Source organism: Janthinobacterium sp. 35, assembly GCF_002754575.1.
GTDB lineage: Bacteria > Pseudomonadota > Gammaproteobacteria > Burkholderiales > Burkholderiaceae_D > Janthinobacterium > Janthinobacterium tructae.
Genome location: NZ_PEFN01000001.1, coordinates 1,147,851 through 1,170,346, shown reverse-complemented (window position 1 = coordinate 1,170,346; position 22,496 = coordinate 1,147,851). Strand labels below are relative to the sequence as shown.

Below are 22,496 nucleotides of genomic sequence, written 5' to 3'. Positions count from 1 at the left end.
GGGTTTCTTATTGCACGACGTGCTTGGTCGTTTGCGCGACGTCAAAGTCCGCTTCCGTTTGCGGGATCAGGCCAGCCTTGCGGGCGGCGTAGAACTCGGCCATGACTTGTTCGCGTGTCACTTTGCTGGCGGCGGTGGCCGGCGTTTTCGGGTAGTCGACTTCGCTGGTGGCGATTTCGCCGGCGTTGCGGGCACGGATGTATTCGGCCGTGACGTCGGCGCGCGTGAGTTGCTCGCTGGCGGCAGGCGCGGCGCTTTGGGCAAAAGCCGAGGTGGCGGTGGTGATGGCAAACAATGCTGCGATGAGTGATTTGGCTTGCATGATGAAACTCCAATATGTGCATGATGGCTGGGTGGATGGGCCGGCTCGCCACGTACCGGTCGGTTCGGTGGCAAGGCGCTGGTGGGCGCCGTGCCGCCGATGAAGCAATTTCTGGGTGAGAAGATGCTTACTTGAATTAACTATAGCAATGAATAGTACATTTGTGAAGTAATTTATGAAAATAGTTGTGCGATGCCGCAATTCCCCAGAGGAGGTGCCGTGCAGGCGTGCGCCGCTGGCCGGTCCAGGGGAGTAAGCTGGTTTTTTGATCAACGGGAGTCAGCCATGAGCAGCAGCACACTCGATCCGGACAATTTGCCCGTCACTCCCGACCGCGTTCTGGGTAGCGGTCACGGCAAGGGCGCGCTGGGACCCAGCGACAGTTCCGACAGCGGCAGCGACATGCAGGGCGTGCCCGGCCAGGATGCGGAAGAGCTCGACAACGACAGCGATGCGGCCGGCACGGGCGAGCGGGCCGGCGTGGAACCGCACAACGGGGCACCCGATGGCGGCGACATCGACGTCGATCATGTCGAGCGCCTGGCGCCCGTGCCGCCGGCAGAGGAAGGCGAGGGCGAATTGTCGCCACGAATTACTATCTCTCCTGCGCCATCAGCGTAAAATGCAGGCAAGGCGGCGTGCGCGCCGCCAGGGCCAGCCGGCCGGCACAGGATAGGATGTCAGAGGATGCAAACGCAGATGTCGCAAGAGAAAGAAAAAGACTTGATGTCGATGTACCGCGAGACGCGGCTACGCGAGTTTTTTGGCATAAAAAGTAACACCAATCACCTGGCCTGGAGTTTGCTGGTGGTGTTGCTGGCGCTGGTGTTCTGGCTCGTCGTGGCCCTGGCGGCGGCGGAAAACCAACGCTATGCCCTGGCAACGAAGGCGTGCCAGGATCGCGTCTTCCCTGCGGAAATCGACATGTCTTGCCTGAGGCAGGTCAAGTCGCGCGATCATTGGTGGCAGCATGTGGGCCATGCGCTGCTGCGCATGGGCGCCTGAGCCGGGCGCAAGCTGGCTGAACGACCTGGCTGAGCCTGCGGCGGCGAAGGCCGCTGCGGTGATGGGGGAGAGAGTGCGGGAGGCATCATGCCACGCGATCACTCGCGCGAGCAGCCGCAATGGCTGCTGGCGCGCCACAGTGCCTTGACGGCGCGCCAGTTGCTGCGCGCCTATGGTTTGCTGTGCCTGTTTTCTCTGACGATTGCCGCCGCCTTTGCGCTGCGCGGCATCTGGACCATTCCCGTCTTTTCGTTCGCCGAACTGGGCCTGGTGGCCATCGCCCTGCTGCATTATCTGCGCCATGCGCGCGACTATGAGCACATCGCCCTGCGCGACGGCGAGCTGATCATCGAACAGGTCAGCGCCGGCCATTGCCGGCGCCACCACTTTTCGCCGTGGCGCACGCGCATCGCTGTGTCGCATGGGCCGCGCCAGTTGATACATATCAACGATACCGGTGCGGGCGGCGCGCAGGTGGACGTGGGCGTGTACGCCACGCCCGAGCGGCGCCGGCAGGTGGCGCAGGAACTGCTGGCCCTGTTGCCACCGCCAATGTCGCCGCCAGCGCCGCGGTGAACGCCTTACACGGCCCGCGACGGACCTTCCCACAGATTGATATGGCCTTCGCGCGCCTGCACGTCGATGGCGGCCAGCTCGTCGGCCGTGAACGTCAGTTGCTGCAGCGCGGCCACGTTTTCGCGGATTTGTGCGCTGCTGCTGGCACCGATCAGGGTCGACGTGACGCGGGGATCGCGCAGCACCCAGGCCAGCGCCATCTGCGCCAGGGTTTGCCCCCGCTGTGCGGCGATCTGGTTCAGGGCGCGCACGCGGGCCAGGTTCTCCGCGCTCAGGTGCTGTTGCGTCAGCGAACCGCCGCCTGGGCGGTTGACGCGCGCATCCTGCGGCACGCCGTCCAGGTATTTGTCGCTGAGCAGCCCCTGCGCCAGCGCCGTGAACGTGATGCAGCCCATGCCTTGCTCTTGCAGGGTGTCGAGCAAGCCGTCTTCCTCGATCCAGCGGTTGAGCATGTTGTAGGCCGGCTGGTGGATCAGACATGGCACTTTCCATTCTTTCAGCAGGGCGGCCGCCTCGGCCGTTTTTTGCGGCGAATACGACGACAGGCCCACGTACAGCGCCTTGCCCTGCTGCACGGCGCTGGCCAGTGCGCCCATGGTTTCTTCCAGCGGCGTGTCGGCATCGTAGCGGTGCGAATAAAAGATATCGACGTAATCGAGGCCCAGGCGCTGCAAGCTCTGGTCCAGGCTGGCCAGCACGTATTTGCGCGAACCGCCGCCCTGGCCGTACGGACCGGGCCACATGTCCCAACCCGCCTTGGTGGAAATGATCAGTTCATCGCGGTACGGTAAAAAATCGTCGCGCAGCAGCTTGCCGAAATTGCTTTCCGCGCTGCCATACGGCGGGCCGTAGTTATTCGCCAGGTCGAAGTGCGTGATGCCGAGGTCAAACGCGGTGCGCAGCATGTCGCGCTGGGAAGCGAGGCTGTTGCTATCGCCAAAGTTGTGCCACAGTCCCAGCGACAGCAGCGGCAGTTTCAACCCGCTGCGCCCGCAGGTACGATATGGCATGCTGTCGTAGCGGTTCTTGGCGGCGTGGTAGGTCATGGCATCTCCTTGTCAATGAATCGCCTATTTTGGCGCAAAATCAAGGTGTGCGTGCATGCGCCTTGCGCGCGACGGGACGCGCTTTACAATAAGCGTTGAGGAATCTCGCAAGGAGCGGTCATGGAAATCGAATTGAAATTGTTGCTGGCGCCGCAAGATGCCTCGCGCCTGTGCGCGCACCCGTTGCTGGCGCAGTCCGCGCAAGGGCCATTGGTGCTGCAGATGCACGATATCTATGTCGATACGCCCGATTTGCAGCTGTGCCGCCACCAGGCGGGCTTGCGCGTGCGCCAGGTGGACGGGCGCTGGGTGCAAACCCTGAAGGCGGGCGGCACGGTCAGCGGCGGCTTGCACAGCCGCCACGAATGGGAAGGCGAGGTGCCCGGGCCGCAGCCGGACCTCGCCGCGCTCGACGCTGCCATCGGCCGCAAGCAGCCCATCCGTGCGCTGCTGCGCCAGGATGCCATCCGCGACGCCTTGCGGCCCGTGTTTACCACGCGCATCGAGCGCACCGTCTGGCAGTTGCGCACGCCGCAGGGCGACGAGATCGAATGTGTGCTGGACCAGGGTGTCATCGAACGCGGTGCGGACGGTGCCGATGGTGCCCATGGTGTCGATGGTGTGGGATACAGCGTGGCCGTCAGCGAGATCGAGCTGGAGTTGAAGCAAGGGCAGGCCGCCAGCCTGTTCGACGTGGCGCTGGCGCTGCTGCAGGAAGTGCCGCTGCAACTGGGCCACATGAGCAAGGCGGAACGCGGTTACCGCCTCGCCGCGCAGCAACCCTTGCGCGCCGTTAAGGCGCAGCCCCTGGCGCTGGACGCGGCGATGTCGGTGGAGCAAGCGTTCCTGGCCATCGCCGGCAATTGCCTGGAACAGGTCAGCGGCAACCAGGATGGCGTGGCGGCGGGCGCGGATGTGGAAAGCGTGCACCAGATGCGCGTGGGCTTGCGGCGCCTGCGCTCGGCGCTGGGCATGTTCAAGTCCCTGCTGGCGCTGCCGGACGGCTTGAAGAACGAACTCGGCTGGCTGGGCGGCGCGCTGGGCGAGGCGCGCGACTGGGATGTGTTGGCTGGCAATACACTGGCGCAGCTCGATGGCGAGGCGCAGGCGGATGCGGCGGCGCTGGCAGCGGCGGCGCACGCGCAGGCACGCCTCAAGCACGTAGAGGCCGCCCAGGCCGTTACCTCGGCGCGCTGCACGGCTTGCATGCTGGGCTTGCAGCGCTGGCTGCAGGCGCGCGCCTGGCGCGACAGCTGTTCCGTGCGCCAGGTGCGGCGGCTGGACGCGCCCGTTTCCCCGTTTGCCCAGGCTACCGTGCGCAAGGACCAGCGCCGCCTGATGAAGCGCGGCAAGCGCCTGCTGCATGCCTCGCCGCAGCAGCGCCACCAGGTGCGTATCGCGGCCAAGAAGACGCGTTACGCGACGGAATTTTTTGCCTCGCTGTTTGCCGCGCGCACCGTGCAACCGTATGTGGGGCGCTTGTCGGCCCTGCAGGATGAATTGGGCTGGCTCAACGATGTGCAGGTGGCCGACCGGCTGCTGCAGCAATTGCCCGATGTCCAGGCCGACCAGGCTGACCAGTCCGCCCAGGATGGGCTGCGGCTGCACGCGGCCTTCATCCGCGGCTATCTGGCGGCGCGCGCGCAGGCGCAGGGCACCGATGGCCGCATGCACAAGGCCTGGCGGCGCTTCAAGGCGGCCCGTTTGCCGGCCTGAGCCTGCCCCGTTTGCGCCAGCGCAGCTTCAGTTCACAGTTTGCTGTTCTGGCAGCCGGCACTGACGCATTCGCGCACGCGGTCTTGCAGGAATTGCGCGCGTTCGATGGTGGTCTGGGTGGCGCAATCGAGGTTCACATAAAAGCCCGACGATTCGCGTTTGGAGCAATTCTGGTTGCGGTTGCTGATCCACGCCAGCTGACCTGATTTCAGCTTTTGCTTGCCGCTGGCATCGAGCTGGGCGCTCAGCTTCTTGTAGTTGGCGTTGAGTTCCTTGTCCGCTTCCTGGTACACCTTGTTCAGGCAATACAGGCCGTCGAAGTCGTTGCGCGGCGTGTCGCAGGCCGAGTTGGCGAAGGCGGAACCGGAGGCAAGGACGAGCAGGGCAAGCATGAATTTTTTCATTGTTTTCTTTCAACAAGGGATGGCGGCGAAGCTGGCCGATGAGCACGGGCGTGCGCTTGCGCATCTTATAACATTCTGCATGCCGATCTTGTTCGTTTGACCAGTGCCTGCCGCCCACATGTACTTTCTGCTTGGACATAAAAAAAGCCCGCGCTCGCAAGCGCAGGCTTCTTTCCAGGACACGTCACTGCGGCGCAGGCCGCCGGTCCGTGCGTTTTACGTTGTCAGGAACCGCTTACGCGAAGTTCTTGGCAACGAATTCCCAGTTGACCAGGCCCCAGAACGTTTCCACGTACTTGGCGCGCAGGTTGCGGTAGTCGATGTAGTAAGCGTGTTCCCAGACGTCGCAGGTCAGCAGTGGCTTGTCGCCGGTGGTCAGCGGGCAGCCGGCGTTCGAGGTGTTGACGATGTCGACGGAACCGTCGGCTTTTTGCACCAGCCAGGTCCAGCCCGAACCGAAGTTGCCCACGCACGACTTGGTGAACTCTTCCTTGAACTTGTCGAACGACGACCATTTGGCGTTGATCGCGTCCGCCACGGCACCGGTAGGAGCGCCACCGCCGGCCGGCTTCATGCCGTTCCAGTAGAAGGTGTGGTTCCATACTTGCGCCGCATTGTTGAAGATGCCGCCCGACGATTTCTTGATGATGTCTTCCAGCGACAGGTTCTCGAACTCGGTACCCTTGATCAGGTTGTTCAAGTTGGTGACATACGCCTGGTGATGCTTGGCATAGTGGTATTCCAGGGTTTCTTTCGAAATATGCGGCGCCAGAGCGTCCATTTCATACGGCAGTGGTGGCAGAGTATGTTCCATGTGATGTCCCTTTATGGTGAGTGTTCGGAGTCTTCCGGCCGGGGCCGGAGGGTTGAGCCTTGCGTGCTTGAACCAAGCATTCTTGCTGAACGAGCCACTATTGTAAAGCGGATGCGCCATTGCTGCAGATTCCCACACGCGTCGTGGATGCCGTTGGCGTAGTGATTCTCGTTTAGCTTGAATCGGGCGCTGTGTGCCCATCCGCAAGCCTCAGCGGATGCGGCGGGTGGTCTCGCGTACGATGAGTTCCAGCGGCGGAATGGCCGCCTGCACGGCTTCGCCATTGATCAGTCCCAGCAGCGCTTCGGTGGCGATGCGGCCGATGTCGTACAGCGGCTGGTGGATGGTCGTCAGCGGCGGCGTCGTGTAAGACGAGCCGGGCAAGTCATCGAAGCCGACGAGCGAGATATCGTCGGGCACGCGGATGCCCTTGCGGTACAGGCACAGGCGCACGCCGTAGGCGGACAGGTCGTTGGCGGCGAAGACGGCGCTGAATTGCTGCTGCGTATCGAACAAATGGTTCATGGCCAGCATCCCGCTTGCCTCGTGGAAATCGCCTTCCACCATCAGCTTCGGATCGATGGCGATATCCGCTTCGCGCAGCGCGCGCTGGTAGCCCGTCAGGCGCTCGGCCGCATCCGTGTTGTTGGCGGGGCCGGAGACAAAGGCGATGCGGCGGTGTCCCAGTTCCACCAGGTGGCGTACGGCCAGGTAGGCGCCGTATTCGTTGTCGAGCTTGAAGCCGATGGCGCTTTTCGTCGCCAGCAGGCGGCCCGTCGAGACGATCGGACGCTGCTGCGAGAAATCGAGCACGCTCTGGTCCGAGATGCGTCCGGACAGCAGGATGATGCCGTCGACCTTCCGCGCCAGCAGCAAACGGATGCGGTCGGCCTCTTCCTGCGCATTCCAGTGTCCGCTGACGATGACGGAGGCATAGCCCGTGTCTTTCAAGCCATCGTCCACGCCGCGCAGGCTTTCATCGAAGAAGGGGCTGGAAATATCCTGTACCACGATGCCGATGGTCATCGAGCGGCCCTTTTTCAGACCCTGCGCCATCTGGTTCGGCGCAAATTTCATGTGCGCAATCGCCGCCAGCACGGCGTCGCGCTTGTCGTCGGAGACCCTGGCCGTGCCGTTCAGGATGCGCGAGACGGTGCTGGGCGACACGCCGGCCTGGCGGGCCACGTCGAGCAGGGTGGAAGGGGGAGCAGCGTGGGCGCTATCGTTCAAGGTGATTCCTGGGTATCAAGATGGCTGGTTGTCAGTGCTCTGAAAACCTTTTCAGTGAAAGATTACCATAAACGGCCGATAACGATCGCAGGCCGGCGCAGGCCGGGGTAGGCCGGGGTAGGTCGGGTTAGCCCGTAGGGCGTAACCCGACACATCAAGGCCAACAATGTTGTCGGATTACGCGCTCGCGCGCTAATCCGACCTACGTCTGAAAACGTTTTCATAAAAAGCCACAGTTTTTTTCAAGCGCCATTTTTCCCGCTTTTCATAGGAGAAGGGGCAGTGTCGGCAGCATGTCGGTCAGCCATCTTAAAATAAATGACAACTTTTTCGGTTGACTTGATTTTCGTTGCGGTGTTAAATGGCCACATGTTGTGAAAACGTTTTCAAGATAGAAGACGCTCAATAAACGGAGATGAAATAATGAAGTCAAGCATACTTGGCGCCGCCCCTCTGGCCGCGCTGACCCTGGCCGCCAGTGTGGCCGCCGCGCCCGCAGCCGTCCCGCCGGCCGCCGTCCTGCCGGCGCTGGCCCCGGCGACCATCACTGTCGCCTCCTTCCCCGACCTGGACCGCGCCGTCAAGACGGCCTTGCCCTTGTGGGAAAAGCTGTACCCGCAAGTGAAGGTCAAGCTGGTCAGCCTGCAGATCGACGACCACCACAACTCGATGACGACGGCACTGGCGGCCGGCGCGCGCCTGCCCGACGTGATGGCCATCGACTTCCGCTATGTCGGCAGCTTCGCCGAATCGAAGGGCATGGAAGACTTGCTGCAGCCACCTTACGGGGCAGGGCAGTACCGCGCCCAGTTCGTGCCGTTCACCTTCGTCCAGGCGACCAGTTCGCGCGGCACCCTGGGCGCGATGCCGGCCGACCTGGGGCCGGGCACCCTGTTCTACCGCAAGGACTTGATGGAAAAGGCGGGCATCAAGGAAAGCGATTTGACGGCTTCGTGGGAATCGTACATCGCCGCTGGCAAGAAGCTCAAGGCCGCCACCGGCACCTATCTGCTGGCCGGCGCCAGCGACCTGGCCGACATTTATATACGCGCCAATCTGAAGGATGGCGAAGGCATCTATTTCGGCGACAAGGGCCAGGTGCTGGTCGACTCGCCCCGTTTCGTGAAAGCCTTCGAACTGGCCAAGGCGGCGCGCGTGGCGGGCATCGACGCGCGCACCGTGGCCTGGACGGGCGAGTGGGCCGAAGGCTTCAAACGCGACAAGGTGGCCAGCCAGATGATGGGATCGTGGCTCAGCGGCCACCTGGCCAAGTGGCTGGCGCCGGCTTCCGCCGGCCAGTGGCGCGCGGCGAATCTGCCGGCCGGCGCGCTGGCGTCGTATGGCGGCTCTTTTTACGGCATCCCGAAAAAGGCCAGCAACAAGGTTCAAGCCTGGGAATTCATCAAGTTCATGACCGTCAACAAGGATATCCAGCTGCACTCCCTGAAAGAGATCGGCGCCTTCCCGGCCCTCAAGGCGGCGTATGCGGACCCGATGATGGACGAGCCGCAGGCGTATTTCGGCGGCCAGAAAACGCGTTTGCTGGCGCGCGACACGGCGGCGAAGATTCCCGTCATCCGCGTCGACAAGTTCGACGCCGTGGCGCGCGACATCGTCAACATGGAACTGGAAAGTGTGCTGGCGCAAAACAAGGATATCAAGACGGCGCTGGCCGACGCCAAGGCCCTGATCACCCACCGCGCGCGGCGCTAGGAGCAGCATGACTACCTCCATGCCTTGTACCGAGGGCGCGCCCGCTGCTGCTGCGGCGCGGCCCGCCAGAAAGCGCTACAACATGAAGCAGTGGGCGCCGTATATTTTCATCAGCCCCTTCTTCATCCTGTTCGCCGTCTTCAGCCTGTTCCCGCTGCTGTTTTCCATCTATTTGTCGTTCAACCAGTGGGAAGCGGCCAGCGGCGTGGAAGCCATGCAGTGGGTGGGCCTGGACAACTACAAGTACGCGCTGAGCGACCCGTGGTTCTTGCGCTCGCTGGGCAACACGCTGTGGCTGGCGCTGGCCTCGGGCGTGCCGCAGCACCTGGTGGCCATTCCGCTGGCAGCCTTCATCCACAACAGCTTCAAGCGCTCGCGCAACCTGGTGATCGGCATTTACTTTTTACCGTTCATCACCTCCAGCGTGGCCATCGCCATGGTCTTCAATACGCTGTTTTCGCGCGACTATGGGCAGATCAATGTGCTGCTCCAATGGTGCGCCAGCCTGCCGCTGGTCGGTGGCTTGTTCCCTGCCGAATCGATCGACTGGCTGGGCAGCTCGCTGTTCATCAAGCCGGCCGTTGCCTTCGTCATTTTCTGGCGCTACCTGGGCTGGAACCTGGTGCTGTATCTGTCCGCGCTGCAGGTGATCCCGAAAGATCTGTACGAAGCAGCCACTATCGATGGCGCCTCGAAACGCCAGCAGTTCTGGTACATCACACTGCCGCAGCTGCGCCCCATGATCTACCTGGCCGTGACCTTGACCATCATGGGCAATCTGCAGCTGTTCGAGGAACCGTTCGTGCTGGTGGCCGAATCGAGCGGCGTGAGCCAGTCGGTGATGACGACTGCCATCTTCGTCTACAAGACGGCGTTTTCCTCGGGCGACTTCGGCACGGCGTCGGCCATTTCCTGGCTGCTGTTCCTGATCATCGCCAGCACCACCTGGGTGAATAACCGCATCTTCAGCCGCAACGAGCGCAGGGAGGCCAAATGAAAACTACCCGCTGGACGGCCTACGCCATGGTGGCCATCGGCGCCCTGATCATGGTCGCGCCGTTTTACTTCATGTTCGTCTTTGCCACGCACACGAGCGCCGAGATCTACAGCCTGCCGCCGCCGCGCTGGTTCGGCACCGCCCTGCTCAACAACATCGAGCTGCTGCAGGAACGCCTGCCGTTCTGGCGCAATATCGGCATCAGCCTGTACGTGGCCCTGATGACCACCGCGCTGACCTTGTTCTTTTGCTCGCTGGGCGGCTATGCGTTTGCCATGTACGAGTTCCGCTTCAAGCGGCCCTTGTTTACCCTGGTGATGGCGTCGATGATCATCCCGTCGTTCATGAACATGATCCCGACCTTCATGCTGATGGATTTCCTCGGATGGCTGGACCAGCCGCGCGCCCTGTACGTGCCGGGAGCGGCCGGCGCGCTGGGTATCTTCCTGATGCGCCAGTACATCGGCACGGCCATTCCGAGGGACCTGATCGAGGCGGCGCGCATCGACGGCTGCGGCGAATTCGCCATCTACTGGCGTGTCGTGCTGCCGCTGATCGGCCCCGCCATGGGAACCCTGGGCCTGATCACCTTCATCAACTCGTGGAACAATTTCATCACGCCGCTGGTGGTCATGCGCTCGGTCGAGAACTATACGATCCCGCTGGCCCTGCGCAGCATGCAGGCACCGAACAACACGGAGTGGGGCGCACTGATGACGGGCGCCGCGATTGCCGTGCTGCCGCTGCTGCTGATGTTTTTTGTCGCCTCGAAGCGCCTCATAGAAGGCCTCACGCAGGGCGCCGTCAAAGGCTGATCCACACATTTATCTCAACCCCTCACACTGACATGACCACCATGCATAACGACGACACCGATACCAACTTTCCCGCCACCTTCACCTGGGGCGTGGCCACCAGCGCCTACCAGATCGAGGGCGCAGCCGCCATCGACGGCCGTGGCCCGTCCATCTGGGATACCTTCAGCCATGCCGATGGCAAGATCATCGACGGCAGCAATGGCGACGTGGCCTGCGACCACTATCACCGCTATGCCGAGGACGTGGAGCTGATCGCCAAGCTGGGCGTGAACGCTTACCGCTTTTCCATGTCCTGGTCACGCGTGCAGCCGACGGGTTCCGGCGCCTGGAACGAGGCCGGCTTCGACTTTTATGCGCGCCTGCTCGACGCGCTGGCCGCCAAGGGTCTCGATGCCCACCTGACCCTGTACCACTGGGACTTGCCGCAAGCCTTGCAGGACGAGGGCGGCTGGCTCAATCGCGCCACCTGCTACCATTTCGCCGTCTATGCGGCCGAGGTGGCGCGCCGCTTCGGCCATAAGGTCGCCAGCATCGCCACGCACAACGAACCGTGGTGCACGGCCGTGCTGGGCCACGGCACGGGCCAGTTCGCCCCCGGCATGGCCGACCCGGCCGCCGCCGTGCAAGTGTCGCACCACTTGCTGCTGTCGCACGGCCTGGCCATGCAAGCCATGCGCGCCGTGAATGTGCCGGCGAAACTGGGCATCGTGCTCAATCAATGGACGGCCACGCCGGCCACCGACAGCGCCCAGGACCGCGCGCTGGCCGACCTCGAATATGCACGCTCGGTGCAGTGGTATATGGACGCCATCTTCAAGGGCCGCTACCCGGCGCTGGCCCTGAAACACCCGGATGCTTCCGCTTTGGCTATCTTTGAAAACGATTTCATAGATATCAGGCAGCCCATCGATTTCCTCGGCGTGAACTACTACACGCGCGCTTTCATGAGCGCCGAGACGCCGCCGCGCAAGCCCGAGTGCAAGCTCGGCGTCAACGACATGGGCTGGGAAACCTATCCGCAAGGCTTGACGGAGCTGCTGGTGGGCCTGCACCGCGAGTACCGGCTGCCGCCCGTCTACATCACGGAAAACGGCATGGCCGTGGCCGACAAGCCCGTCGATGGCAAGATCCACGATGCGCCGCGCATCGAATACGTGCAGCTGCACCTGGACGCCTTGCGCGCCGTGATCGCGCAGGGCATCGACGTGCGCGGCTATTTCTACTGGAGCCTGATGGACAACTTCGAGTGGAACTCGGGTTACGCCAAGCGCTTCGGCATGCTGTACGTCGATTACGCCACGCAGCAGCGCAGCTTCAAGGACAGCGCCCTGTGGTACCGCGATTTTATTATCGCCCAGCGCGCGTCCCATGCCGTTGCCCTGGCCGGGGAGCACTGACATGGCCGCCATTTCCCTGCGCGGCATCCGCAAGACCTACGGCGACGGCCCGGAAATCGTCAAGGGCCTGGACCTCGATATCCATGACGGCGAATTCATGGTCTTCGTCGGGCCGTCCGGCTGCGGCAAGTCGACCCTGCTGCGCATGATCGCGGGTCTGGAGGACATCAGCGCGGGTCAGCTGCGCATCGGCGACCTGCTAGCCAACGACGTGGCGCCGGCCGAGCGGGGCATCGCCATGGTCTTCCAGAGCTACGCCCTGTATCCGCACATGACGGCGCGCGACAACATGGGCTTTGCCCTCAAATTGGCGGGCCAGCCGGAAGCCGAGGTGCGCGCGGCCGTCGGCAAGGTGGCGGAGATTTTGCAGATCACGCACCTGCTCGACCGCAAACCCAAGGCCTTGTCCGGCGGCGAGCGCCAGCGCGTGGCCATCGGCCGCTCCATCGTGCGCCAGCCCAAGGTATTTTTGTTTGACGAGCCGCTGTCCAACCTCGATGCGTCCCTGCGCGTGCAAACGCGCATCGAGCTGGCCAAGCTGCACCAGGAACTGGGTACCACCATGATTTACGTCACCCACGATCAGGTCGAAGCCATGACCCTCGGTGACAGGGTCGCCGTCTTCCACGGCGGCCACCTGGAGCAGGTGGGCGCGCCTTTGGACCTGTACCGCCATCCGGCCAGCCAGTTCGTGGCCGGCTTCATCGGCGCGCTGCGCATGAACTTTTTGCCGTGCGCCGCCGTGCCGGCACTGGCCAGCCAGCTCGGTGGCGAGGCCGGCATGCTGGTCGGCATACGCCCCGAGCATTTGCGCCTGGTGCCGCGCCATGAGGGCTACGGCGCCACGGTCACGCTGATCGAGCAGCTGGGCGACGCGCAGATCATCCACGCGACGCTTGATGGACGCATCGACGGCGGCCCGCATGCGGTGGCCATCAAGCTGCATGGCGAGGCGCGCCACGCGCTGGCGCAGGGCAGCGCCATCGGCTTCGCGCCGGAAGAGGGGCATGCCTTTCTATTCGACACGGCCGGGCGCGCCGTGGCCACCCATTGACCCCGCACGGAGGCGACATGACTTCAGATTGACACCCAAAAAAATGTGCAGCAATAGCCAAAGAGCTATGTGATCATCATTCAACCAGCGGTACAGGAGACAACAATAATGCAACAGCTCAAACGCAATACCATCGCCCTCAGCCTGGCGCATGCGACCTTCGCCCAATTCATCTTGCTGGGCAGCGGCGCCGCGCTGGCACAGGACACAGCAGCCACTGACGCGGCAAAACCGGCCGCCGAACAGATGGACCGCATCGTCGTCACGGCCACGCGCCGCAACACCTTCGTGCAGGAGACGCCGCTGGCCGTCACCGCCTTCAACCAGGACACCCTGCAAAACAATCAAGTGAAAGATCTGGCCTCGCTGGCGACCATGGTGCCGAGCCTCGTCGTCGAGCAGCATGGCGACTCGGGCGGCGTGCACGTCTACATGCGCGGCGTCGGTTCGGCCAACCACACGGAGCTGGGCGACCCGGCCGTCGCCTTCTATGTCGATGGCGTGTATTCGCCGCGCCCCCAGGGCGCCACGGCGCTGATGTATGACTTGAGTCACGTCGAGGTGGCGCGCGGACCGCAGGGTACCCTGAACGGACGCAATTCGACGGCGGGTGCCGTCAACCTCGTGTCGGCCGCGCCGAGCACGGCCAAGTTCATGGGCTCGGCCGGCATCACCGTGGGCGACAAGCGCCACCTGCAGACGCAGGGCATGCTCAATATCCCGTTGTCCGACGACGTGGCGCTGCGCATCGCCGCCATCAAGGATAGTCACGACGGCACGGTGGACTTCCGCCGCGGCTCGAACGTCATGCCGGGCACGGCCAAGTATGGCGCCGGCGACCAGATGGGCGTGCGCGCCTCGCTGCTGTGGAAGTTCACGCCGCAGCTGCGCGGCACCTTCATCGCCGACTACTTCCTCGACCAGGGTGCCGGCAACGTCTACCTGGCGGCCGAACCGAAGCCGGGCGAGAAGCTGCGCTCGGCCCTGATCGATACGCCGGGCACCCTGGACCAGTCGATTTTGACCTACAAGGGCAAGCTCAATTACAAGCCGACGGATGCGCTGGACTTCACGTACCTGGGCAGCTGGAGCCGCTACAAGCGCCAGAACAGCAACGACTCGGATGCGGGCCTGTTCCCCGGCTTCAAATCGGAAAACCGCACCGACTGGGCGCAGTTCGACAGCTATTCGCACGAGCTGCAGGCGCGTTCGGACGACGATGCGCCGTTCCAGTGGGTGGCCGGCCTGTTCCTCTTCAATGAAAAGAACAAGGTGCGCTTCGATATCGACCGCAGCCAGATTTCGCAGGCGGCCGTGCAGCAGGATATCGCCAACGGCGCCGTGATTTTCGTGCAGCCGACCGTGGGCCAGTATGCCTCGGCCATGTCCTTCATCCAGGGCGACCGCCAGCTCAAATCGAAAGCCGTGTTCGGCCAGGTCAGCCAGCAGCTGACCGATACGCTCAAGCTGACGGCCGGCGCGCGCTACACGAAAGACCACAAATTCGATATCGGCGGCAAGAACTGGGCCTGCCCGAACTGGCCCGCGAATACGCCGCTGGGCACTACGGTCCTCACTGCCGACCAGCTGCGCCAGCTGGTCACGCCCGGCACGGGCCTGGCCAACACGCACAATATCGGACCCGGTGGCGCCATCACGGCGGCCAGCTGCGGCAATACGCCGGGCGACAATACGGCCGACCTGAAATACGGTCAGGCCACCTGGCTGGGCCGCATCGAGTACAAGCTGCGTCCGGACATTTTGCTGTTCGGTTCCGTGACGACGGGCTTCCATTCGCCGGCCATCGGCGACGGCGGCGCCACCACCAAGCCGGAAAAGCTGACCAGCTATGAAATCGGCTTCAAGTCGGACTTGCTGAACCGCGAACTGACCCTGAACCTCGACGCGTTTTTGATGAAGTACAAAGACAAGCTCGAATCGCAAGTGGTCAACAGCGTGCTGGCCAACTTCAATGCGGCTGGCGCCACCGTCAAGGGCCTGGAAGCGGAGTGGGTGTGGCGGCCAACGAAGGTCGACCGCCTGACGGGCAACGCCACCTGGCTCAAAGCCGTGTACGATGATTTCATGTCGTGCGACGTCGACGCGGCGCGCGCGAATGGCCAGTCCTGCGGCTCGACGGCGCCACTGGTGAACGTGGGCGGCAGCACCATGAAGCATGCGCCGAAGTTTTCCACCACGGTGCAGTACGAGCATGATTTCAATGTTGCCGGCGGCCAGCTCACGCCGCGTGCTTCGGTGCACTATGAAACCATGTCGTACGTGGGGGCCGGGGCGTTCAACGGCGACGTGCCGGGCCATGCTGGCGTCAAGCGCCAGGAAGCCTACACCACGCTGGACCTGAGCCTGCGCTTCCAGCCGGCGAACAAGGCCTATACGGTGGAAGCGTTCGTGCAGAACGCCACCGACAAGGCGGTCAAGCTGGACGTCAATGAAATCTGCACGGACGTGGGCATGCCATGCCAGCCGACGCAGCAGATCTACGGCGCCTTCTACAATGCGCCGCGCACGTTTGGCGCGCGCGTGTCGATGAAGTTCTGATGTTGTTAACCCCAGCGGCAAAAGAGCTGGGGGCGGGCCCTGAGGGTCCGACCCCGGGGTTTGCTTCTGGGGTTACATCAACAGTATTTGGCAGCTCTCAGTAGCATGTTTTGGCCGGGTGACGACACCCGGCCTTTTTTATTCCAAAGTGGCTTGCACGCTGGCGATGCCGATCTGCGCGCTGCCTTCGGCCAGGCGCACATTGACGTTCTGGCGCGCCTGCAGCTGTGCCGGCGAGCGCACGATATTCCCCTTTTCGTCGCGCAAAATCGCGTAGCCGCGTTCCAGGGTGCGCTGTGGATTCAACAGTTCCAGCTGCGCCGCCAGGCCGTCGAGGCGGTGGCGCCGCTGCGTCACCAGCTGCGCCATGGCCGCGCCGCCACGCCGCTGCATGTCCACCAGGCGGGCGCGCGGCGCCGTGACGTCGGGCCGCAAGGCCGCCCAGCGCGAATGCAGGCGTTCCAGTGCGTACTGCGACTGGTTCACGGGCGCGCGCGCCGCATGCGTCATGGCCGTCGACAGTGCCAGCAGTTGCAAGCGCTGCTGCTGCAACTGCGCCTTGGGGTTGAGCAGCCGGCGGCTGTGACGGTCCAGCGTCTGCGCCGCGTCGTCGAGGCGGCGGCGCATGGCGCGGCGCAGGTCGGCCGCATCGGCGCGCAGGGACGCCAGCCAGTCGGCGCGCGGCGTGGCCGCCAGTTCGGCCGCCGCCGTCGGCGTGGCCGCGCGCAGGTCGGCCGCGAAGTCGGCGATGGTGAAATCGGTCTCGTGGCCCACGCCGCTGATCACGGGCATGGAGCAGTCGGCGATCGCATGGGCCACGGCTTCATCGTTGAACGACCATAAGTCTTCGATGCTGCCGCCGCCACGGCATACCAGCAGCACGTCGCACTCTGCCCTTGTGGATGCCGTGCGGATGGCGTGCGCGATCTTTTCCGGCGCCTGCTGGCCCTGCACGGGTGTCGGGTACAGGATGATATTGACGTGCGGCGCGCGGCGCTGGAGCGCGATCAGGACGTCGCGCAAGGCGGCCGCCTGCGGGCTGGTGACGATGCCGATGCTGCGCGCGAACATGGGAATGGCGCGCTTGCGTTCCTGGTCGAACAGGCCCTGCGCGGCCAGTTTTTCCTTCAGGCGCTGGAACGCTTCATACAGCGCGCCCACGCCGGCGCGGCGGATGGCTTCCACGTTGATCTGGTAATCGCCACGCGCACCATACAGGGTGACGAGGGCGCGTACTTCCACCTTGTCGCCTTCGCGCGGCGTGAAACCGGCAAACTGGGCGCGGCCACGGAACATCACGGCGCGCACCTGGGCGCCGTCATCCTTGAGGGTGAAGTACCAGTGGCCGGAGGCGGCGCGCGTGAAGTTGGAAATCTCGCCGGCGATCCAGGTCAGGGGAAACGAGCGTTCGAGCAGGCGCGCGACGGCCTGGTTCAGGGCGCTGACGGTCAGCACGGGCGGGGCGGCAAAGCCGCTGTCAGTCGGGGTGTCGTTCATCATCTGGCAAGGGGAAAGAAGCAAGCTGTCCACATATTATCGGCGAGGTCATGCTTATGTCATATATCGCGCAAAACAACAAGTTCTATTTCTAAGTATTTGATTTCATGCAGAATTCCCGTATGCCTGATTTGCGTGCACAGGGAAAAAAACCTTTAATATCAAGCACATCAGTGCAGCCACTGCCACTTACGCACAAAGTTATCCACAGAAAGTGTGCGGAACTTTTTGCCTTGGACAATTGTTGCCGGACTGGCTCCTTTCGGCAAAGGAAAATGCCCTGCTACATTTTTACGCACGGAAATAAAGTACATAGGAATCAAGCGCTTAGTATCGCATGCCTGGCCTTGCGCACAATCTTATCCACAAAAAATGTGCAGAACTCTGGCGCAGCGCCGGATTTATCCACGGAAACGGCCATGGCATGGCTTGCCTGAATTTTACGCAGCATAAAAATAACCATATAAATCAAGGATGTAGCATCCAGGTGTACGCCTTGCTCACAATCTTATCCACAGAATGTGTGCAAAACTGCATAAACCGTTTCGTGGTTTGTCCGGGTTTTCCACGGCATGCACAGGCTGCGTTGCTGCCTTATTTTTGAGCATTGAAAAAAACTCCTTTTAAATCAAGGGCCTTGCATGGAGTCAATCGGCTTGCTCACAATCTTATCCACACTTTATGTGTGGAACTGTATTGGCGGTGGAAAAGTATTGTTTGACGATGGGTTTTGGCCTGAAAACCTGCGCTTTTCAGGCCCTGCTACATTTTTATGCAGGGCAATAAAAACGATATAAATCAAGGTACTTGGCGTCTATTCTTGCGCTTGCGCACAATCTTGTCCACAGATTGTGTGCAGAACTTTGACGCTGGAAATGCCGCATGTTTCGCTCTGCTTGCCACTTTATTGTGCATCGATTTAATATCCTTTAAAATCAATGGCTTAATTGAATTCCTCGGCTTTGCGCACAATCTTGTCCACAGTTAATGTGCAGAACTCTGTAACTATTAATTTATTGACATTGACTACTGTCGATAAGCTGCTATGCCTGTATTTTGCGCAGAATGATATTTTCCATATGAATCAAGTACTTGCATGCTTGACTTCATGCTTGCTCACAATCTTATCCACACAAAGTGTGCAAAACTGTGCGCTGGCCGCGCCCGCCCGCCGCGCCGTGTGGACAAGTAAGCATGCGGGCGCCACTTGCCGCCGGCGCGGCAACGCGCTACATTGCGCCATTCCCGCGCCGACATGCCATCAGTCTTCGGCGCTCGGTACAATACAGGCTGACCGGGCGATTCACCGCCTTTCCTTTACCAGGAGTTTCTTTTGCTCGCTATATTTCAAGCCGCTGGCTGGCCCATCTGGCTGTTGTTGATCGCTTCCATCGTCGCCCTGGCCTTGATCATCGAGCGCCTGCTGTATTTGCGACGCGCCAAGATCCTGCCCCGCAAGCTGTTCGATGAAGTGGTGCAGGTGTATCGGAGCGGCAAGATCACGCCGGATACGCTGGCCAAGCTGGAAGACAATTCGCCGCTGGGCGTGGTGCTGGCCGCCGCCCTGCGCAATGTGGACGCGCCGCGCGAGGTGATGAAGGAATCGATCGAAGAGGCGGGCAGCGGCGTGGCCCACACGCTGGAACGTTTCCTGACGACCCTGGGCACCATCGCCACCCTGGCGCCGCTGATGGGCCTGTTCGGCACGGTGATCGGCATGATCGAGATTTTTGCCTCGCCCGGCGCCACCGCGTCGAACTCGGCGCTGTCGCACGGTATTTCCGTCGCCTTGTATAACACCGCGTTTGGCCTGGCCATCGCCATGCCGGCCCTGATCTTCTACCGCCACTTCCGCGCCCTTGTCGATAGCTTCGTCATTGACATGGAGCAGCAAGCGGTCAAGTTCGTCGACATCGTCCACAGTGGCCGCCAATGAACTTCCGCAAAGGCAAGGGGCGGGAAGACCCCGAAATCAACCTGATCCCGTTCATCGACGTGCTGCTGGTGATCCTGATCTTCCTGATGGTCAGCACCACCTACAGCAAATTTACGGAGCTGCAGATCACCTTGCCGACGGCCGACGCCGAGCAAGCCAAGGACAAGCCGCAGCAGATCGACGTCACCATCGACGCCAAGGGCAACTACACGGTCAACCGCGAACCCGTCTCGTTCCGCGACGTGGCCGGCCTGGCCGATGCCCTGCAAAATGCAGCCAAGGCGGCCAATGGCGGCAAGGCGCCCGCGCAGACGCCCGTGGTGGTGGTCAATGCCGACCAGTTCGCCATGCACCAGATGGTCGTCCACGTGATGGAAGCGGCGCGTCTGGCCGGCTATGAAAAGCTGACGTTTGCGGCGCAAGCGGGTGGCAAGTAAGGCAAACCTCCAACCCCAACCGAAGTGCCGGGGTCGGACCCTCAGGGTCCGACCCCAGGTGTTGATTTTGGGTTCCAATTTTATTTGACCCCCATGCCCACACCTTCCCCCGCCAAGCTTGAAACCACATTGACCCGCGCCTGGCTGACGCGCGGCCCGCTGGCGTGCGCGCTGTGGCCCGTCTCGCTGCTGTTCGGCGCCCTGAGTGCCGTGCGGCGCGGCCTGTACCGCGCCGGTGTGTTGACATCGACGCGCCTGCCCGTGCCCGTTGTCGTCGTCGGCAACATCTTTATCGGCGGCACGGGCAAGACGCCGCTGACGATCTGGCTGGTGCAAGCCTTGCGCGATGCGGGCATGCGCCCGGGCGTCATTTCACGCGGCCATGGCAGCGCCGACCGGCTGCCGCGCGCAGTGACAGCAGCTTCCACGCCGCAGCAGGTGGGCGACGAGCCGCTGCTGATCTTCCAGCGAGGCGGCTGCCCCGTGATGGTGGGGCGCGACCGCGCGCAAGCGGGCAGGGCGCTGCTGGCCGCACACCCGGAGGTCGACGTGCTGGTGACGGACGACGGCTTGCAGCATTACGCCTTGCAGCGCGACGTGGAAATCGTGCTGTTCGACGGCCGCGGCGCGGGCAACGGCTGGTTGCTGCCGGCCGGCCCCTTGCGCGAATCGCCGCGCCGCCGGCGCGATGTGACGGTGATCAATGCGCCCGAGCTGGCGCCGGTACTCGTGGCCAAGGTTGCACCACAGGGCTCTCTGGTGGTGCAGATGCTGCTCGATGGCGGCGTGGCCGAACGCATGGCGAACCGCAGCGTAAGCCTGCCGCTTGCCACCCTGGCGGCCAGCGGCCAGCGCATCGTGGCGGCGGCCGGCATCGGCAATCCGCAGCGCTTCTTTTCCATGCTGCGCGGCGCCGGACTGGATTTTACGGAACTGCCTTTGCCCGACCATCACGACTTCCTCGACCAGCCATTTGCGGCACTCGACACGGATCTGATCTTGATCACCGAGAAGGATGCAGTAAAATGTGCGCAAATTGAATATCTCAAAGATGACCCGAGACTGTGGGTCGTCCCCGTCAGTGCGCGCATCGATAGCGCGCTGGCCCAACAAATTGTGGAGAAATGTCGTGGACGCTCGACTGCTTGATATCCTGGTCTGCCCTGTTTGCAAGGGTCCGCTTGAACACGATAAGAAGGCGCAGGAATTGATTTGCCGCGCCGACCGCCTGGCCTATCCTATCCGTGATGGCATCCCCATCATGTGGGCGGACGAAGCGCGCACCTTGCAAGACGCAGTGGAATAACGATGGCGTTCATCGTCATCATCCCGGCCCGCCTGGCCTCGACGCGCCTGCCGGGCAAGCCGCTGGCTGATCTGGGCGGCAAACCCATGGTGGTGCGCGTGGCCGAGCAGGCAGCCCTGTCTGGTGCGGCGCGCGTGATCGTCGCCACCGACCATGAATCCATTCGCGCCGCCTGCGCCGCGCATGGCGTGGAAGTGTGCATGACGCGCAGCGATCATCCGTCGGGCACGGACCGCATCGCCGAAGTGGCGCGCACGCTCGCTTTGCCAGTGGACGCCGTCGTCGTCAACCTGCAGGGCGACGAACCGCTGATCGATCCGGCCCTGCTGGCCGCCTGCGCGGCGCAGATCAGCAGTACCGTGCCCATGGCCACGTGCGCGCATCCGCTGCATGATGTGCTTGATGCCTTCAACCCGAACGTGGTGAAGGTCGTGCTGGACAAGAACGGCCGTGCCTTGTATTTCTCGCGTGCGACGATTCCCTGGCATCGAGACGGCTTCGCGCAGTCGAAAGACAGCCTGCCGGCCGGCTATGTGCCGCTGCGCCATATCGGCTTGTATGCCTACAGCAATGCTTTTTTGCAAACGTATCCCACGCTCTCCGCTTCGCCGCTGGAAGCCATCGAGGCGTTGGAGCAGTTGCGCGTGCTGTGGCATGGCTATGCCATCGCCGTGCATGTGACCGATAGCGCGCCGGCCGCCGGTGTCGACACGCCGGAAGATCTTGCCAGGGTGCAAGCCCACTACGGCGCCCTGTAGGCATTACCCGCAAAACGGCAGGCGTGCAAATATAATTTGTGCGCCTGCAGTAAAAACCACATTTTGAAACGTCCGTCGCGCTAATTGCTGGCTTTGATCAATCAGGGCATAGCAATTCGATAGCAAACTGGCGCTCCGGGGATTTTTTGTGGTAAGTTTCGTAGGGAAAGATAGCCATAGCAACATCATCTAAAAAAAATAATTACACATACCACCATCCAAAATCTGTTTTTTAGGAACTTTCAATGCGTCTGATACTTTTAGGAGCACCCGGTGCCGGCAAGGGCACCCAAGCTAACTTCATCAAAGAAAAATACAACATTCCACAAATCTCCACGGGCGACATGCTGCGCGCGGCGATCAAGGAAGGCACGGAACTGGGCCTGGCAGCGAAAAAAGTCATGGATGCGGGCGGCCTCGTGTCGGACGATATCATGATCGGCCTGGTCAAGAACCGCCTGCAGGAAGCCGATTGCGCCAATGGCTACCTGTTCGACGGTTTCCCGCGCACCATCGCGCAAGCGGACGCCATGAAAGATGCCGGCATCAATGTCGACTACGTGCTGGAAATCGACGTGCCTGACGCATCGATCATCGAGCGCATGGACGGCCGCCGCAGCCACCCCGGTTCGGGCCGTGTCTACCACGTCAAGTTCAATCCACCGAAGGTCGACGGCGTCGATGACATCACGGGCGAACCGCTGATCCAGCGCGACGACGACAAGGCGGAAACGGTCAAGAAGCGCCTGGACGTCTACCACAACCAGACCAAGGTCTTGCTCGGCTACTACAACGACTGGGCCAAGTCCGGCCTGCCGGGCGCACCGAAATACCGCCGCATCGCCGGCGTCGGTCCGGTCGAGCAAATCCGCGACAGCGCCTTTGCCGCCCTGGCGGAATAAGCAGTTTTT

At 62.5% G+C, this 22,496-nt stretch carries 22 protein-coding genes; 16 read left to right on the top strand and 6 right to left on the bottom strand.

From position 1 onward, the window contains the following. Nucleotides 1-7 precede the first annotated feature (7 nt). Entirely contained in the window at nt 8-322 is a 315-nt protein-coding gene (locus CLU93_RS05255; RefSeq protein WP_099760262.1) for a DUF4148 domain-containing protein, read from the bottom strand. A 285-nt stretch (nt 323-607) separates the two neighbouring features. Here CLU93_RS05255 and CLU93_RS05250 point away from each other — a divergent pair, with 285 nt between their 5' ends. From CLU93_RS05250 to CLU93_RS05240, 3 genes are all read left to right on the top strand, one after another. After that, nucleotides 608-943: a hypothetical protein gene (locus tag CLU93_RS05250; protein WP_099760261.1), complete on the top strand. Its 336-nt coding sequence runs from the start codon at nt 608-610 to the stop codon at nt 941-943. Between the two features lie 66 nt (nt 944-1,009). Then, the gene (locus CLU93_RS05245) at nt 1,010-1,327 is read left to right on the top strand and encodes a hypothetical protein (RefSeq protein ID WP_099760260.1); all 318 of its coding nucleotides are present in this window, start codon (nt 1,010-1,012) and stop codon (nt 1,325-1,327) included. An 87-nt stretch (nt 1,328-1,414) separates the two neighbouring features. Next, nucleotides 1,415-1,903, top strand: a complete 489-nt coding sequence (locus CLU93_RS05240) for a DUF2244 domain-containing protein (protein ID WP_099760259.1) — start codon at nt 1,415-1,417, stop codon at nt 1,901-1,903. Between the two features lie 5 nt (nt 1,904-1,908). Here the strand turns inward: CLU93_RS05240 and mgrA are convergent, their stop codons facing one another. Further along, nucleotides 1,909-2,949, bottom strand: a complete 1,041-nt coding sequence (gene mgrA, locus CLU93_RS05235) for an L-glyceraldehyde 3-phosphate reductase (protein WP_099760258.1) — start codon at nt 2,947-2,949, stop codon at nt 1,909-1,911. A 120-nt stretch (nt 2,950-3,069) separates the two neighbouring features. Between mgrA and CLU93_RS05230 the strand changes: the two genes are divergently transcribed. Further along, nucleotides 3,070-4,665 (top strand): CYTH and CHAD domain-containing protein, encoded by a 1,596-nt coding sequence (locus CLU93_RS05230; RefSeq protein ID WP_099760257.1) that lies wholly within the window; start codon nt 3,070-3,072, stop codon nt 4,663-4,665. A gap of 32 nt (nt 4,666-4,697) precedes the next feature. Here the strand turns inward: CLU93_RS05230 and CLU93_RS05225 are convergent, their stop codons facing one another. From CLU93_RS05225 to CLU93_RS05215, 3 genes are all read right to left on the bottom strand, one after another. Continuing rightward, the gene (locus CLU93_RS05225) at nt 4,698-5,069 is read right to left on the bottom strand and encodes a lysozyme inhibitor LprI family protein (protein WP_099760256.1); all 372 of its coding nucleotides are present in this window, start codon (nt 5,067-5,069) and stop codon (nt 4,698-4,700) included. Nucleotides 5,070-5,304: 235 nt separating this feature from the next. Beyond that, nucleotides 5,305-5,883, bottom strand: coding sequence for a superoxide dismutase (locus CLU93_RS05220; protein ID WP_096234329.1), 579 nt, complete (start codon nt 5,881-5,883; stop codon nt 5,305-5,307). 210 nt (nt 5,884-6,093) lie between these two features. Beyond that, nucleotides 6,094-7,113 carry a LacI family DNA-binding transcriptional regulator gene (locus CLU93_RS05215; protein ID WP_071078929.1) on the bottom strand — a complete coding sequence of 340 codons (1,020 nt, stop codon included), beginning with the start codon at nt 7,111-7,113 and terminating at the stop codon, nt 6,094-6,096. Nucleotides 7,114-7,536: 423 nt separating this feature from the next. Between CLU93_RS05215 and CLU93_RS05210 the strand changes: the two genes are divergently transcribed. The 6 genes from CLU93_RS05210 (at nt 7,537) to CLU93_RS05185 (ending at nt 15,651) form a co-directional block, all read left to right on the top strand. Further along, on the top strand, nt 7,537-8,826 hold the full coding sequence (locus tag CLU93_RS05210) for an extracellular solute-binding protein (protein ID WP_099760255.1): 1,290 nt from the start codon (nt 7,537-7,539) through the stop codon (nt 8,824-8,826). Nucleotides 8,827-8,833: 7 nt separating this feature from the next. After that, nucleotides 8,834-9,823, top strand: coding sequence for a carbohydrate ABC transporter permease (locus CLU93_RS05205; RefSeq protein ID WP_243420146.1), 990 nt, complete (start codon nt 8,834-8,836; stop codon nt 9,821-9,823). Further along, nucleotides 9,820-10,638, top strand: coding sequence for a carbohydrate ABC transporter permease (locus CLU93_RS05200; RefSeq protein ID WP_096234333.1), 819 nt, complete (start codon nt 9,820-9,822; stop codon nt 10,636-10,638). The genes CLU93_RS05205 and CLU93_RS05200 overlap by 4 nt, the downstream gene beginning before the upstream one ends. A gap of 32 nt (nt 10,639-10,670) precedes the next feature. Beyond that, nucleotides 10,671-12,038 carry a GH1 family beta-glucosidase gene (locus CLU93_RS05195; RefSeq protein WP_099760253.1) on the top strand — a complete coding sequence of 456 codons (1,368 nt, stop codon included), beginning with the start codon at nt 10,671-10,673 and terminating at the stop codon, nt 12,036-12,038. 1 nt (nt 12,039) lies between these two features. Continuing rightward, on the top strand, nt 12,040-13,092 hold the full coding sequence (locus CLU93_RS05190) for an ABC transporter ATP-binding protein (RefSeq protein WP_099760252.1): 1,053 nt from the start codon (nt 12,040-12,042) through the stop codon (nt 13,090-13,092). A gap of 108 nt (nt 13,093-13,200) precedes the next feature. After that, on the top strand, nt 13,201-15,651 hold the full coding sequence (locus tag CLU93_RS05185) for a TonB-dependent receptor (protein WP_099760251.1): 2,451 nt from the start codon (nt 13,201-13,203) through the stop codon (nt 15,649-15,651). Between the two features lie 138 nt (nt 15,652-15,789). Here the strand turns inward: CLU93_RS05185 and xseA are convergent, their stop codons facing one another. Then, a complete protein-coding gene (gene xseA / locus CLU93_RS05180) occupies nt 15,790-17,151 on the bottom strand; it encodes an exodeoxyribonuclease VII large subunit (RefSeq protein ID WP_099760250.1) in 1,362 nt (453 codons plus the stop codon). 1,330 nt (nt 17,152-18,481) lie between these two features. On the opposite strand from xseA, the gene CLU93_RS05175 reads away from it, so the two are divergent. The 6 genes from CLU93_RS05175 to adk all read left to right on the top strand — a co-directional run bounded on the left by CLU93_RS05175 (nt 18,482) and on the right by adk (nt 22,487). Beyond that, on the top strand, nt 18,482-19,084 hold the full coding sequence (locus tag CLU93_RS05175; RefSeq protein WP_099760249.1) for a MotA/TolQ/ExbB proton channel family protein: 603 nt from the start codon (nt 18,482-18,484) through the stop codon (nt 19,082-19,084). Then, the gene (locus CLU93_RS05170; protein WP_099760248.1) at nt 19,081-19,521 is read left to right on the top strand and encodes an ExbD/TolR family protein; all 441 of its coding nucleotides are present in this window, start codon (nt 19,081-19,083) and stop codon (nt 19,519-19,521) included. The genes CLU93_RS05175 and CLU93_RS05170 overlap by 4 nt, the downstream gene beginning before the upstream one ends. Nucleotides 19,522-19,614: 93 nt before the next feature. Then, nucleotides 19,615-20,670: a tetraacyldisaccharide 4'-kinase gene (gene lpxK / locus CLU93_RS05165; protein WP_099760247.1), complete on the top strand. Its 1,056-nt coding sequence runs from the start codon at nt 19,615-19,617 to the stop codon at nt 20,668-20,670. Beyond that, nucleotides 20,651-20,827, top strand: a complete 177-nt coding sequence (locus CLU93_RS05160; protein WP_010395789.1) for a Trm112 family protein — start codon at nt 20,651-20,653, stop codon at nt 20,825-20,827. Before lpxK ends, CLU93_RS05160 begins: the two co-directional genes overlap by 20 nt. A 2-nt stretch (nt 20,828-20,829) precedes the next feature. Continuing rightward, on the top strand, nt 20,830-21,585 hold the full coding sequence (kdsB, locus tag CLU93_RS05155) for a 3-deoxy-manno-octulosonate cytidylyltransferase (protein WP_099760246.1): 756 nt from the start codon (nt 20,830-20,832) through the stop codon (nt 21,583-21,585). Nucleotides 21,586-21,830: 245 nt separating this feature from the next. Beyond that, a complete protein-coding gene (gene adk / locus CLU93_RS05150; RefSeq protein ID WP_071078917.1) occupies nt 21,831-22,487 on the top strand; it encodes an adenylate kinase in 657 nt (218 codons plus the stop codon). Nucleotides 22,488-22,496: the final 9 nt, after the last annotated feature.

Bases quoted from the DNA above. Each gene is read 5' to 3' on its own strand.
- CLU93_RS05250 (WP_099760261.1), top strand. From the start codon at position 608: ATGAGCAGCAGCACACTCGATCCGGACAATTTGCCCGTCACTCCCGAC.
- CLU93_RS05255 (WP_099760262.1), bottom strand. From the start codon at position 322: ATGCAAGCCAAATCACTCATCGCAGCATTGTTTGCCATCACCACCGCC.
- CLU93_RS05200 (WP_096234333.1), top strand. From the start codon at position 9,820: ATGAAAACTACCCGCTGGACGGCCTACGCCATGGTGGCCATCGGCGCC.
- lpxK (WP_099760247.1), top strand. From the start codon at position 19,615: ATGCCCACACCTTCCCCCGCCAAGCTTGAAACCACATTGACCCGCGCC.
- CLU93_RS05205 (WP_243420146.1), top strand. From the start codon at position 8,834: ATGACTACCTCCATGCCTTGTACCGAGGGCGCGCCCGCTGCTGCTGCG.
- CLU93_RS05230 (WP_099760257.1), top strand. From the start codon at position 3,070: ATGGAAATCGAATTGAAATTGTTGCTGGCGCCGCAAGATGCCTCGCGC.
- CLU93_RS05240 (WP_099760259.1), top strand. From the start codon at position 1,415: ATGCCACGCGATCACTCGCGCGAGCAGCCGCAATGGCTGCTGGCGCGC.
- CLU93_RS05190 (WP_099760252.1), top strand. From the start codon at position 12,040: ATGGCCGCCATTTCCCTGCGCGGCATCCGCAAGACCTACGGCGACGGC.
- adk (WP_071078917.1), top strand. From the start codon at position 21,831: ATGCGTCTGATACTTTTAGGAGCACCCGGTGCCGGCAAGGGCACCCAA.
- xseA (WP_099760250.1), bottom strand. From the start codon at position 17,151: ATGATGAACGACACCCCGACTGACAGCGGCTTTGCCGCCCCGCCCGTG.
- CLU93_RS05245 (WP_099760260.1), top strand. From the start codon at position 1,010: ATGCAAACGCAGATGTCGCAAGAGAAAGAAAAAGACTTGATGTCGATG.
- CLU93_RS05220 (WP_096234329.1), bottom strand. From the start codon at position 5,883: ATGGAACATACTCTGCCACCACTGCCGTATGAAATGGACGCTCTGGCG.
- CLU93_RS05225 (WP_099760256.1), bottom strand. From the start codon at position 5,069: ATGAAAAAATTCATGCTTGCCCTGCTCGTCCTTGCCTCCGGTTCCGCC.
- CLU93_RS05170 (WP_099760248.1), top strand. From the start codon at position 19,081: ATGAACTTCCGCAAAGGCAAGGGGCGGGAAGACCCCGAAATCAACCTG.
- CLU93_RS05210 (WP_099760255.1), top strand. From the start codon at position 7,537: ATGAAGTCAAGCATACTTGGCGCCGCCCCTCTGGCCGCGCTGACCCTG.
- CLU93_RS05185 (WP_099760251.1), top strand. From the start codon at position 13,201: ATGCAACAGCTCAAACGCAATACCATCGCCCTCAGCCTGGCGCATGCG.
- mgrA (WP_099760258.1), bottom strand. From the start codon at position 2,949: ATGACCTACCACGCCGCCAAGAACCGCTACGACAGCATGCCATATCGT.
- kdsB (WP_099760246.1), top strand. From the start codon at position 20,830: ATGGCGTTCATCGTCATCATCCCGGCCCGCCTGGCCTCGACGCGCCTG.
- CLU93_RS05195 (WP_099760253.1), top strand. From the start codon at position 10,671: ATGACCACCATGCATAACGACGACACCGATACCAACTTTCCCGCCACC.